This is a genomic window from Flavobacterium sp., assembly GCF_965657075.1.
Classification (GTDB): domain Bacteria; phylum Bacteroidota; class Bacteroidia; order Flavobacteriales; family Flavobacteriaceae; genus Flavobacterium.
The window spans coordinates 47,903-61,757 of record NZ_CBFHMV010000004.1; the positions used below are offsets into that span (position 1 = coordinate 47,903).

Genomic DNA, 13,855 nt, shown 5'->3' on the forward strand with positions numbered 1-13,855 from the left:
TTATAAAAATCGGATTTTTTAAGTTTAATTTTTGAGATGTTTTTCTAAAAATTGATCTTGTTCCCAAAGCAAGTGAAATATGTTTTCTTTAGCAACATAACTGTGACTTTCTTTCGGTAAAAGTACCATTCTTGCTGGAGCACCCATTCCTTTTAGAGCTTGAAAATAACGCTCTGTTTGTAAAGTAAATGTTCCCGGATTATTGTCAGCTTCACCATGAACTAATAATAAAGGGGTTTTCATTTTATGCGCATTCATAAAAGGCGACATGGTGTTGTAAACTTCTGGTGCATCCCAATAATTTCTTTGTTCACTTTGAAATCCAAAAGGCGTTAAGGTTCTATTGTAAGCACCACTTCTTGCAATTCCACAAGCAAATAAGTTTGAATGTGTCAATAAATTTGCAGTCATAAAAGCACCATACGAATGGCCGCCAATGGCTACTTTTTCACGATTAATATATCCCAAATCATCTAATGCATTGATTGCGGCTTCTGAGTTCATAATTAATTGGTCAATAAAAGTGTCGTTAGGTTCTGATGTTCCTTCACCCACAATAGGAAAGGAAGCATCGTCTAAAACAGCATAACCTCTAGTTACCCAATAAACAAAAGACCCATAATAAGGATAAGTAAATTCATTTTCATTTAAAGCACTTTGTCCAGCACTATTTTTATCTTTATATTCTTCAGGATAAGCCCAAATCAATAAAGGTAATTTCTCTTTCTTATTCCTTTCATATCCTACAGGTAAATATAAAGTGCCGCTCAATTCAACACCATCTTTTCTTTTGTATTTTATAACTTCTTTGTAAACATCTTTTATGCTTTCAAAAGGATTTTGGAAGGTAGTAATTGGGGTAATTTTAGATGATTTTAAGTTTCTAAAATAATAATTTGGAAATTCGTTTTTAGATTGTAAGTTGATGATTACATTGCCTTTATTAATATCTTCAATTGATAACAATCGTTCTATTTTATCGGTATATTTTGAAGTGTAAAGGCGTTTTGATTTTAATGTTTTAATGTTGAATTCATCAATGAAAGGAAATTGACCTTCTTTGGTATGTCCTTCTCCAATTAAATATAAATTTCCATTGTTCATCAATAAAACTTCTTTATTAAATTCATTTTTTTTAGTTTCAAAATTTCCGGGATCACTGTAAATATCTTGCGAATTTCTATCAGAAATAATACTTGGTTTTACCGAGCTATCTGAAGGATTAAATAAATATGTTCTTGTGTTTCTGGTATCGTACCATGAGTCATAAGCTACTGCTAAATCATTTGTTCCCCAAACAATTCCAGCATATCTGTCTTTAGTTTTTAAAACAGAAACAGGTTCGTTATTAAAAGGTGCATCCCACGAAAAAACTTCGTCTCTAAAAGCAACATCAACTGCAGGATCACCACCATCTAAAGGTAAAACATAAGATAAACTTGCCGGCTTATCACTTCTCCATCCCATACTTCTTTTAGAAGCTCTAGTTGCCATAAAACCTTTGGGTCTGATTTCGTCTAAAGGAACTTCATTTACTACTTTGATTAAATTCCCATCAACATCGTAAACTATCGAGTTTAAAGGAAATCTACTAACGGTAACAATGTATGAAAATGGTTTTTGAACCGTATTTATCATGATGTATTTTCCGTCAGGAGAAAAATTTTCACCAACATACATATCTGCTTTTTTGAACAAAGTTGACGAACCATTGGTGTTGATTTTATATAATTCTGAGGTAATTAAGGATTCAAAATTAGCTTCATCAGTTTTGTTTTTCAACAAATCTTGATACGTTCTGTTTTGAGATTTTGAGCCATCACTTGATGAAACAGATGGTCCGGTCGGAATTGCTTTTTCTTTGTTAATTAAGCTAGGTTTGTTGTTTGGTAAAACTCGAACTAATAAGTTTTGACTGTCATTAAACCAACTGAAAGGGCTACCCACATTTCCATTTAAATTAGCTTCTGTAAGTTTTCTAGCTTTTGCACTAACAACATCTATTAACCATAATTCAACACCACTGTTGGTGGAATTTGTAAATGCAATTGTTTTATAATCAGGAGACCATGCAGTGTTAGCAATTTTTGCATTTTCAGGTAAGCCAGCCACTTGTGTTTCAACTTTATCTTTAAGTTTTCTTATTTTTAAATTTTTTAAGTACAAAGTAGAACTTCCAATGTTAACGTCTGGATTTATTCTTAAACCACCCAATTTCATTTCGCTTTGATTTAAATCATCTAATGTTTTGTAGGTGTTTCTGTAACTTAAAAGCATGTAGTTTCTGTCTTTGTCCATTGAAATAGAAGGAGTTATTTCATAATCAGCCAATGCCAAAATTTCTTTTGGAGGAGTTTGATATGTCAGATTTTCTTGTGCTAATGAGAAAAATCCAAAGCATAAAAATAAAATTGAAATTACTTTTTTCATCGATGTATGTTTTTTGTTTTTGATTGCTAAATGTACAAATAATATTTTTTTAAACTAAAAATTTTAACAGATGAAAAGGCAAATTATTATTAAATTGACAAAAAAATATAAAATTTTATTTACTCCATTTATTATATTGTTAACTTTGTATATTAAAATTCAATACTAGCTAAATATGTATCACTCAAAAATAAAAGGATTAGGTTTTTATGTTCCAGATAATGTAGTTACCAATGAAGATTTGTCTAAAGTTATGGAAACCAACGATGAATGGATTCAAGAACGAACTGGAATTAAAGAAAGAAGACATGTCGTTCGTGGTGAAGATACCACAACTTCAATGGGTGTAAAAGCTGCTGAAAAAGCTATTGAAAGAGCAAAAATAGATAAAGATGATATAGATTTTATAATTTTTGCAACCCTTAGTCCAGATTATTATTTTCCTGGACCAGGAGTTTTGGTTCAAAGAGATTTAGGTTTAAAAACTGTTGGTGCTTTGGATATTCGTAACCAATGTTCAGGATTTGTATATGCTATTTCAATTGCTGATCAATATATCAAAACTGGAATGTATAAAAATATTTTAGTTATTGGTTCTGAGTTGCATTCTACTGGTTTAGACATGACAACACGTGGAAGAGGTGTTTCTGTAATTTTTGGAGATGGAGCAGGAGCAGCCATTCTATCAAGAGAAGAGGATTTGTCTAAAGGAATTCTATCAACACACTTACATTCAGAAGGACAACATGCAGAAGAATTAGCTCTAATTGCACCCGGAATGGGAAAACGTTGGGTAACCGATATCATTGCAGATAATGACCCTAATGACGAAAGCTATTTTCCTTACATGAACGGACAATTTGTATTTAAAAACGCTGTAGTTCGTTTTAGTGAAGTCATAAATGAAGGGTTACAAGCTAATGATTTGCAAGTTTCTGACATTAACATGTTGATTCCTCATCAAGCTAATTTGAGAATTTCACAATTCATTCAAAATAAATTTAAACTGACAGATGACCAGGTTTACAATAACATCCAAAAATACGGAAACACTACAGCTGCTTCTATTCCAATTGCATTAACCGAAGCTTGGGAGCAAGGAAAAATTAAAGAAGGCGATTTGGTAGTTTTGGCTGCTTTTGGTTCTGGTTTTACTTGGGGAAGTGTTATCATTCGTTGGTAATTTTTGAGAGAAAATAGAACAAAGAGAAAAGAAATAGATTCACATAACCTCAAAAAATGCAATTCATTAGAGTTGCTTTTTTTTGTTTAAAAAACTGATCACTAAGTACTAATTACTAATTACTAATTATTACATTTGCACCTTCAAAAAACACATTAAATGACTTTACATCAAATTCTTACCGAACAAATTCAAGACGCTATTCAACAACTTTTCGATTTAACTATTGAAACAATTGAATTTCAAGCGACTAGGAAAGATTTTGAAGGCGATGTAACCATGGTTGTTTTTCCATTGGTAAAGATTTTAAAAGGAAATCCTGTTGAAATTGGAACAAAAATCGGAACTTTTTTGGTAGATAAAAATGACTTTGTCAGTCGTTTTAATGTTGTGGGTGGTTTTTTAAATTTAGTGATTTCGGATGGTTTTTATATAAAATTCTTCAATTCTATCAAAAATAAAGAAGATTTTGGATTTGTAAAACCAGAGGACAATGCTAAAGCTATAATGGTGGAATATTCTTCTCCAAATACCAACAAGCCTTTACATTTAGGTCATATTCGTAATATTTTGTTAGGCTATTCTGTTTCTGAAATCATCAAAGCTTCAGGAAAAAAATCCTATAAAACCCAAATCATTAACGATAGAGGTATTCATATTTGCAAATCCATGTTGGCTTGGCAGAAATATGGAAATGGTCAAACTCCAGAAGCTACAGGATTAAAAGGGGATAAATTGGTTGGAAATTTTTATGTAGAATTCGATAAAAATTACAAAAAGGAAATTGCTGTTTTGATGGCTGATGGGAAAACGGAAGATGAAGCCAAAAAACTAGCACCTTCTATTGTTGAAGCCCAACAAATGCTATTGAAATGGGAAGCTGGTGATGAAGAAGTGGTAGCACTTTGGAAAAAAATGAACCAATGGGTTTATGATGGTTTTGAAGCAACTTACGAAAGTCTAGGCGTTAATTTTGACAGCTACTATTACGAAAGTAATACCTATTTATTAGGAAAAGAAGTAGTTCAATTTGGGTTAGAAAAAGGTATTTTTGAAAAAGATCCTGACGGTTCAGTTTGGATTGATTTAACGGAAGATGGTTTAGATAGAAAAATAGTACTTCGTTCTGACGGAACAGCGGTTTATATGACACAAGATATTGGAACAGCTATCCAACGTGTGAAAGATAATCCTGATGTTGGAGGAATGGTTTATACGGTTGGAAATGAACAAGATTATCACTTCAAAGTATTGTTTTTAATCCTAAAAAAATTAGGTTTTGAATGGGCTGAAAGTTTATATCATTTGTCTTATGGAATGGTCGAATTACCTTCAGGTAAAATGAAATCTCGTGAAGGAACAGTAGTTGATGCTGATGATTTAATTGCAGAGATGACAGCAACTGCTCAAAGAATTTCAGAGGAATTAGGAAAACTTGACGGTTTTCAAGAAGCTGAAAAAGCTCGTTTATTTGAAACTATTGGTCTTGGTGCTTTGAAATATTATATGTTAAAAGTAGATCCAAAAAAACAAATGCTTTTTAATCCAGAAGAATCTGTTGATTTTGCAGGAAATACTGGACCTTTTATCCAATATACTTATGCTCGAATTCAATCTATTTTGCGTAAAGCAGCCTTTGATTATTCAAAAGATGTGGTCATTGAATTACACCAAAAAGAGAAAGAATTAATCAAACAAATACAACAGTATCCCGATGTAATTCAAAATGCTGCTGCCAATTATAGTCCAGCCTTAATTGCTAATTACACTTACGAATTGGTTAAAGAATTCAATTCTTTTTATCAAAATGTTTCTATCTTAGGGGAAACGGATGAAGCTAAAAAAATATTCAGAGTACAATTGTCACTGACTGTTGGAAGCATTATAAAATCTGCTTTCAAATTATTAGGAATCCAAGTTCCAAGTCGAATGTAATTTTTTCGTTATCAAGTGAAAACATCTCAAAATTATTTTTTGCAAACTATTTTATTACTTGTAATTGCTACAAGTTCATTTATTGCATTTAAAACTTTTTTACCTAAAAAAGCTCTGGAACAAAAAGAAGTTGCCTCAGAAAATGTAGTTATAGACAGTTTGCTCTTAAAGGCTATTGACGATGAAAAAAACAACGAACTTGTGGATGAAAAGGATTCGTTAATTAAAAAAATTATAACATTTACACCTAATAAAGATAATGGTGTTAAATACGTTTCTGAGTATTTTGATGATTATAAAGGATATCAACATATTGTTCCATTTTATGAAAAGTTACAAATGCTTGAAACTACAAAAAACGGAAACATAAGAATAGCCTATTTTGGTGATTCTATGAATGATGGCGATATGATTGTTCAAGATGTGCGCAAGCTTTTTCAAGAACAATTTGCGGGTCAAGGTGTTGGTTTTGTAAATATTACTTCTGAATCAGCAGCTTCAAGAGCTACAGTCTCGCATGAATTTTCTAACAATTGGAAAACTCAGACTTATTTAAAAACAAAAAAGCCTATACGAGAATTTGGGGTTAATGGTCATGTGTTTTTTGCCAATGACACAGTGCATCCAACTTGGGTGAAGTTTAGAGCCAATAACTATAAATTTGCTACACAATTAAATAATCCTACTTTGTATTATGGAAGTTCTAGCAATAAAAACGCTATGATTTCTTATGTAATTGGTAAAGATACAATTTACAAAAAGCTTAATACAGATAAAAAATTAAACACCTTAAAATTAGCCGATAACGTTAAAAACTTAAAAGTTAATTTTATAAATGCTAAAGATATTCCGTTTTATGGCTTCAATTTTGATGATGGAAAAGGAGTTCATATAGATAATTTTTCCAACAGAGGAAATTCAGGTTTGCCTATCGCTACTTTTGATTTAAGTTTGATGAATGAATTTAATAAAGTCATGGATTATGATTTAATTATTTTGCATTACGGAACTAATGTATTGAATTATGGTTCGTATGATTACAGTTGGTATGAAAAACGAATGACTAAAGTGGTAAATCATGTCAAAAAGTGTTTTCCAAATGCAACGGTATTGGTTGTTTCCACTGCAGATAAATCCACCAAATATGATTTGGAAATGAAAACAGATTCAGCTGTCTTACCTTTGGTTGTTGCGCAAAAAAAATACGCAGTAAAATCGGAAGCAGCTTTTGTAAATTTATACGAATTAATGGGTGGAAATGGCTCAATGGTTGAATGGGTAGAAAGTCAACCAGCCAAAGCCAATAAAGATTATACGCATTTTAATTATACCGGTTCAAAAGAAGTTGCTCAACTGATTTTCAATCAAATAAATGAAGGTTTTTTAACGTTTAAAAAAATGAACACTAAGTTTATTTTGCCTAAACGAAAAAAAGACAGTGTGATTATAAAAAAAGACAGTACAAATGATTAAAATAATTTCGACTTTTTTTTTACTAATGGTCAATTTGTTTTACGCTCAAGAAGCAGATTCTTTGAGTGTAGAAGTGGACACATTGGAAGTTGAACATTATGGAAATGTACTTATTAACGACAAAATGCTTTCCAATACCTTTGAAAAGTTACATGATATTGAAGTAAATAAATCTAGTAAACTAAGAATTGTTCATATTGGTGATTCTCACATTCAAGCCGATTTAGTTACTGATCATTTACGTCAACATTTTCAAAATAAGTTTGGTAATGCTGGTTTGGGATATGCTTTTCCTTACAAAATGGCAGGAACTAATGGTTCTTTTTGGACAAAGTTTTCTTCCAACATAAATTTTGATAATTACAAGATCATAAAAACACCAGATACGAAGCCAGTTGGATTAAGTGGAATAGCTTTGTATACAAATCAAATCGATTTTAATATAGAATTAAAAGTAAAAGAGAAATACAAATTCAATACCGTTAGAGTCATTACACCTAATAATGTGAATTCTTTTTTTGTAGCCAATGATTTTACAACTTCAAAAGAATTTGTTGAAGAAAAAGTGGTAAAGAAAAAAGCTTCATCACATAAAATTAAGCAAGGAGAAGTTTTATCTAAAATTGCTCATAAATATAAAGTTTCAGTTACGGATTTAAAAAGAGCTAATAACTTAAAATCGGATCGAATTAACGCAGGGAAAACCTTGATTATTCCAGGTCAAAAGGAAGTTTATGAAACGGTTAAAAAAGAAATCATCAAAAAAGATTTTGTGCCTTTGCAACAATTTCAATTTCCCTATTCTTACGATCATTATTCACAAGAATTAATTGAATCAATTCATTTGATACCCAACAAACAATTTTCTGAATTTGCCTTAAATGGTGTGATTTTAGAAAATGAACAACCAGGAATTACTTACAGTAACATTGGAATAAATGGTGCAAAATGTTCGGATTTTAATAAATACAATTTGTTTTATGAACAATTGCCAGCTCTTCAAGCCGATTTGTTTATTATTTCTTTAGGAACCAACGAAAGTTTTGATAAATTATCAGCAGAAGAATATAAAAAGCAATTGAATCAAATGATTGAAAATATAAGAACGTTCAATTATACGGCTGAAATTATTGTTACAACGCCACCACCATCTCAGTTTAAAAGAAAATATAAAAACACTTACGAAATAGACTATACCAATTTAATTATCGAACAAGCCGAAGAAAAAAACTATTCCGTTTGGGATTTGTATCATGTTCTTGGAGGTTCTAAAAAAGTAAATGAAAATTATAAATCGGGACTAATTTCGAGTGATAAAGTACACTATACCAGAAAAGGCTATGAAAAGCAAGCAGATGCATTTTTTGAAGCCATTATGCAATCTTATGAATCATTTAAATCAATCAAATAATTAGTGGAAACGCTAAAAACTATCAACCGATGGATTGTCCAAAATATTGGTGCAATCTCTTCAGAATCTTTTCAAGATTGGTTTACTTATAATCCAGAAAGGCCTTTATTGTTTAACAGTGCTTTGTTCTTGGGGTTATTTTTGATTTTTTACAGTATTTACATAGCTACAAAAAAGTTACATTATTTTAGAATAACTTATGTAGTCTTATTCTCTTTGTTTTTTTATTATAAATGTAGTGGGTTTTTCTTTGGACTAATCCTTTTTTCTTCTGTTGTAGATTATGTAATTTCCAATTTGATATATGAAGAGAAAAGTGCTTTCTATCGTAAGTTTTATTTAATTGTCAGTCTTGTTGTTAATTTAGGATTACTTGGATATTTTAAATATACCAATTTTTTTATTGAAAATTTTAATTGGGCTTTTGATAGAAATTTCAAATTGGAAAACATTATTCTTCCTGTTGGAATTTCATTTTATACTTTTCAAACACTAAGTTACACCATTGATATTTATAGAAAAGACTTAAAACCTGCAAAAACATTTATTGACTTTTTATTTTTTGTGTCTTTTTTCCCTCAATTAGTGGCTGGACCAATTGTTAGAGCTAGCGATTTTATTCCTCAAATCTATCAAAAGTTAAAACTTACTAAAGAAGAGTTTAACAATGCTTTATTTTTAATTATTGGTGGATTGTTAAAAAAAGCGGTTATTTCCGATTATATTTCCATCAATTTTGTAGATCGTGTTTTTGATGCACCAAACAGTTACAGTGCTTTTGAAAACTTGATGGCTTCTTATGGTTATGCGATTCAAATTTATTGTGATTTTTCTGGATATTCTGATATTGCTATAGGTTTGGCTTTGTTAATGGGTTTTTGGTTGCCGCCAAATTTTAGAACTCCTTATCAATCGGCTTCCATTACTGAATTTTGGAAACGTTGGCATATTTCATTATCGTCATGGTTACGAGATTATTTATACATTGCCTTAGGCGGAAATAGAAATGGAAATTTCAGAACTTATGTTAATTTATTTTTAACCATGTTGTTAGGAGGATTATGGCATGGAGCCAATTGGAAGTTTGTTTTTTGGGGAATTTTACATGGATTGGCACTAGCTTTTGAAAGATTTTTTGGTCAATTTATAAAATTACCAAAAAATTACTTTGTTCGAATTACTCAAATAATGTTAACATTTCACTTTGTGGCATTTTGTTGGTTGTTTTTTAGAGCTAAAGATTTTTCAACAGCTTTTCAAGTCGTAAATAATATTGGAAAATTAACCTTAGATTTTAATCAATGGCAAACCATTATGATGGGTTATAAAAATGTTTTTATACTTATTTTAATCGGATTTGTTTGGCATTTTTTACCTAATAAAGTAATTGCTGGTATGAGAAATTTATTCAATGCAACTCCTTTGCCACTTAAAGCAGTTTTGTTTGGATTGATATTTTGGATTATTTATGCTACTGCTTCCGCTGGGCCACAACCTTTTATATATTTTCAATTTTAAAATAAAAAAAAGGACAAATTTTTAATTTTGTCCTTTTTAAATTGTAATGTTTTACTGCTTGTTTAAAACTGTATTTAGGACTAAATCCTTATCTAATTTTTTAGTACAAAAGAACCAATCTTTACAATCTAAGTTTTCAGTATCTTCCATTCGGTCTTGCGCTACTCCACAAGAACCTGCTGTTGGAACAATTACATCATCACCTGGTTGCCAATCTGCAGGACAAGCTACTTGAAATGCATCTGCAGTTTGCAAAGCAATTAATGCTCTATATATTTCCTGAAAGTTTCTTCCAATACTTAATGGATAATATAAAATAGTTCTAATTATTCCTTTTGGGTCAACAAAGAATACTGCTCTAACAGCTTGTGTACTGCTTTCACCAGGTTGAATCATACCATATTTATTAGATACTTTCATAGAAATATCTTCAATTAAAGGAAATTTTACTTCAATATTTTTCATTCCTTTATATTCAATTTTTTCTTTGATGGTTCTTAACCATGCAATGTGACTATATAACCCATCTATTGATAAACCTAATAACTCACAATTTGCCTCATTAAATTGTTTTTCCATATTTGCAAATGTCATAAATTCTGATGTACAAACAGGAGTGAAATCAGCTGGATGACTGAAAAAAATTACCCATTTTCCTTCGTAATCTTTAGGAAAATTAATTGTTCCTTGTGTACTTACAGCTGTAAATTCTGGAGCTTTGTCTCCAATTCTTGGCATTACATTTATTACTTGTTCTTCCATAATTATAAATTTTAATTGTTATTATTTTTTGTTGGTACAAATTTCAGGCATATTTTTTTTTGAATATGTAACACAAGTTCTTTGAAATTGATTAAATTTATCGTATATGTTTTTACGATAACCTAAATTGATAGCTACATAAGCTAAAATTATTTAGTTATAAACATTTAAGAACTTAAATAGGTTAATAAATATCCAATCCAGAAAAGTAATATTTAAAAAAAAATAATACATTTGAACATTAAACCAATTAATTATGAGTACAAATAAGAAAATCACAAGTGTTGGTGGTTCAGATAAACCGAGCAATACAAATTCAAATTATACTTTTGTTCCTACAGAAGAAAATAAGGGAAAAGCTACACAATTTAGAATGTTTGCCGTGTTATTATGGCTTGGAGCAATTGTAGCTCAAGTTTTTGCTATTAGAATGTTTTTAAGTGCTGTGAATTCAGAAGAATCTCCAATTAATGCTTGGGTGATTGGTCTTATAGTTTTAGACTTAATTTTAGTTTTTGTAGGTTCACTTTTATGGAAAAAATCCAACAGATTAGATCCACCATCAGAAAAGAATCAATTTTTATTTTACGTTCAAAATCAATTAGGAGTAATTATGGCTTTTGTAGCTTTCTTACCCTTAATTATTTTTATTTTAACGAATAAAAAAGTCGATGGAAAAAGCAAAGCCATTCTAGGAAGTATAGCTGGAATTGCCTTATTGATTGCAGGAATTGGTGGTTTTGAATCTAATATGGCTTCAGTTGAGCAATATACTGAGCAAACACGTCAGGTTGAAGACTTAAATGGCGGAAATAATTTTGTTTATTGGACAAAGTCAGGAAAAAGTTATCATTTATATAGCGATTGTGGTTATATTAACAGCAATAGAACTAACGAAATTTTTGAAGGTACTGTTGCACAAGCTCATGAAATGAAAAACATTACAGATTTATGCGATAGATGTGAAAACAGAGCTAAAAAAGCAAATGAAGTAGCAGCACCAATTCTTAGCGAAGAAAATACTGAAACAACCCAGAAAGATACTTTAAAATAAGCTATATAAAAATATGAAAAGGGATAATTTTTAAGTTATCCCTTTTTTTTATAAACTGTAATTCAAATTTATACTCCAACGGTAATTGGATTTTACATTGCCATCAGTTAAGTTTTGGTTTATTGGAAGCATTGCGTTGGCTCCAAATGAAAATTTGTCTTTTCCAATCTCAAAGCCTAATTTTCCCATAAAAATATCGCCAGCAGTACCTCTAACTTTTTGGTTAAGTTGATAATTGTCTTCATAAACTTCGCCGGCAACTCCAATTTGTGGGACTAGTGAAAACGCTTCTTTTTCAATTAAATAAAACAAAGTAGTAGCGTAATTAAACTGATTTCCAAAACGATAGTTTTTATCATTCTCTGTCTTGATTACATAATTTAGCATCGAATTTAAACCCAATTGTTTTCTTTTAATTACATATTCTGATGCCAAAAGATAATCCCAACTTCCTGTTCCTACTTGATAACTCGGATTAACACTTCCATTATTAGCGGCATCAAATTTCCCTAAAGGGATTTTTATACCAGCACCAAGTTGCAAGGCATGATATAAATTAGCGCTATCTTTTTTGGTTTGATATATGGTATACATACCCAAAACGGTTGCATCACCAATTCCAGAAATATCTTGCTTACCAGTAGCACTTTCTCTGTTGTGAAAATGATAAGGAAGTAAAGCCGAAATTTGAATGTTTTTTGCAACAGGAATTCGAGTCCAAATCTGAATTGTATTGAAATTTTCATTATACCAAGGGGAATTGCTGTACAAACCATCATTGCTTTTGTAGGATTGATTGAAGTATCGAACTCCAATAAAGTTTGAATTTAGCATAGAGGCAAATCCCATGCTTCCACCACTTGCAGAACATCCACAAGCATCACAATCATCATCAAAAAGGTTTGCTTTTACGTCTGAATTTTTAAAATACTTTACGTAATTTAAACTGTCTTTTTCTATTGCGAATCCATTTTGTAATCCGAATAAAAGTAATAATATATATATGTTTTTTTTCATTTTAAAATTCTGCAAATTTTGGATTGGTTATGAATTCATTATCGGTTAATGTTTTTAGGAAGGCAATTAATTGTTGCTTTTCTGTTGCATTAAGAGGTATTCCTAAAGTGCCATTGTTGTTTAATAAAGGATCGAGATTTTGAGTGTTTGTTACACCAGAAGCGTAGTGATTTAACACACCTTCAAGCGTAAAAAATCTACCATCATGCATATATGGAGCAGTTAATTCAATGTTTCTTAAACTCGGAACTTTGAATTTTAGTTTATCAGATTCAATTTCAGTAACCTTATATCTACCCAAATCATTAATCATTGGGTTGATAGATAAACCATTATTTCTAAATGAATTATCTGTAAAAATATCGGTGGCATGACAACTAGCACATTTTTGATTGAAAAGTGCATAACCAGCAAGTTCTTCTTGATTTAATGTACCACCTGATTCATTTCTACGAAATTTATCAAATTTAGAATTAGAAGATGTAAGCATTGTCATAAATTGAGCTAATGCTTTTAACATATTTTCAGGGTTAATTTCTTTATTTGGAAAGGCTTGCTGAAACAATTTCTGATAAGATGCATCGTTTTTCATCATGTTCATGATGGCAATAATATCTCCATCCATTTCAATTTCAGATGCGATGGGAATCATGGATAAAAGTTCAATATGGTTTGCAGCACCATCCCACATAAATTGGGTTTGGAAAGCCATATTTTGAATAGGTGGAGCATTTCGTGTACCAACTCCTTCACCAACTCCATGACTAAAAGTATGACCGTGATGTGTAAAAGCATTTTCTTGAATATGACAAAAACCGCAAGAAACTACACCATCAGATGCTAATCGACCGTCATAAAAGATTTTTTTTCCTAATTCAAAGCCTTTTTCTGTTAAAGGATTTGTAGCCATATTATAGGCTATTGGTGGAAAGTTTGAAGGCACTTGGTAGTCAATTGGAATATTTTGATAGTCTTCTGAATCTTCGGATGAACAACTGATTAAAAGACTGAATAGTATTAGCCAAATATATTTTGTTTGCATAACTGTTTTTTTAGCCCAGATGGCAATGGA

General features: G+C 30.7%; 10 protein-coding genes. 6 read left to right on the forward strand and 4 right to left on the reverse strand.

Annotated features, from left to right (window positions below):
* Positions 1–24 precede the first annotated feature (24 nt).
* Positions 25–2,430, reverse strand: coding sequence for a prolyl oligopeptidase family serine peptidase (locus ACTF56_RS04170; protein ID WP_438965655.1), 2,406 nt, complete (start codon positions 2,428–2,430; stop codon positions 25–27).
* A gap of 175 nt (positions 2,431–2,605) precedes the next feature.
* On the opposite strand from ACTF56_RS04170, the gene ACTF56_RS04175 reads away from it, so the two are divergent.
* From ACTF56_RS04175 to ACTF56_RS04195, 5 genes are all read left to right on the forward strand, one after another.
* On the forward strand, positions 2,606–3,613 hold the full coding sequence (locus ACTF56_RS04175; protein WP_438965656.1) for a 3-oxoacyl-ACP synthase III family protein: 1,008 nt from the start codon (positions 2,606–2,608) through the stop codon (positions 3,611–3,613).
* 159 nt (positions 3,614–3,772) lie between these two features.
* On the forward strand, positions 3,773–5,548 hold the full coding sequence (argS, locus tag ACTF56_RS04180) for an arginine--tRNA ligase (RefSeq protein ID WP_438965657.1): 1,776 nt from the start codon (positions 3,773–3,775) through the stop codon (positions 5,546–5,548).
* 39 nt (positions 5,549–5,587) lie between these two features.
* On the forward strand, positions 5,588–7,021 hold the full coding sequence (locus ACTF56_RS04185; protein ID WP_438965658.1) for a hypothetical protein: 1,434 nt from the start codon (positions 5,588–5,590) through the stop codon (positions 7,019–7,021).
* Positions 7,014–8,432, forward strand: coding sequence for a GDSL-type esterase/lipase family protein (locus tag ACTF56_RS04190; protein WP_438965659.1), 1,419 nt, complete (start codon positions 7,014–7,016; stop codon positions 8,430–8,432). Before ACTF56_RS04185 ends, ACTF56_RS04190 begins: the two co-directional genes overlap by 8 nt.
* Positions 8,433–8,435: 3 nt before the next feature.
* On the forward strand, positions 8,436–9,950 hold the full coding sequence (locus tag ACTF56_RS04195; protein ID WP_438965660.1) for an MBOAT family O-acyltransferase: 1,515 nt from the start codon (positions 8,436–8,438) through the stop codon (positions 9,948–9,950).
* Between the two features lie 51 nt (positions 9,951–10,001).
* Here ACTF56_RS04195 and ACTF56_RS04200 read toward each other — a convergent pair whose 3' ends face one another.
* Positions 10,002–10,712, reverse strand: coding sequence for a peroxiredoxin (locus tag ACTF56_RS04200; RefSeq protein ID WP_438965661.1), 711 nt, complete (start codon positions 10,710–10,712; stop codon positions 10,002–10,004).
* Positions 10,713–10,968: 256 nt separating this feature from the next.
* Between ACTF56_RS04200 and ACTF56_RS04205 the strand changes: the two genes are divergently transcribed.
* Positions 10,969–11,766 carry a hypothetical protein gene (locus ACTF56_RS04205; protein ID WP_438965662.1) on the forward strand — a complete coding sequence of 266 codons (798 nt, stop codon included), beginning with the start codon at positions 10,969–10,971 and terminating at the stop codon, positions 11,764–11,766.
* Between the two features lie 48 nt (positions 11,767–11,814).
* Here ACTF56_RS04205 and ACTF56_RS04210 read toward each other — a convergent pair whose 3' ends face one another.
* Positions 11,815–12,783 (reverse strand): transporter, encoded by a 969-nt coding sequence (locus tag ACTF56_RS04210; protein WP_438965663.1) that lies wholly within the window; start codon positions 12,781–12,783, stop codon positions 11,815–11,817.
* A gap of 1 nt (position 12,784) precedes the next feature.
* On the reverse strand, positions 12,785–13,825 hold the full coding sequence (locus tag ACTF56_RS04215) for a cytochrome-c peroxidase (protein ID WP_438965664.1): 1,041 nt from the start codon (positions 13,823–13,825) through the stop codon (positions 12,785–12,787).
* Between the last annotated feature and the right edge of the window lie 30 nt (positions 13,826–13,855).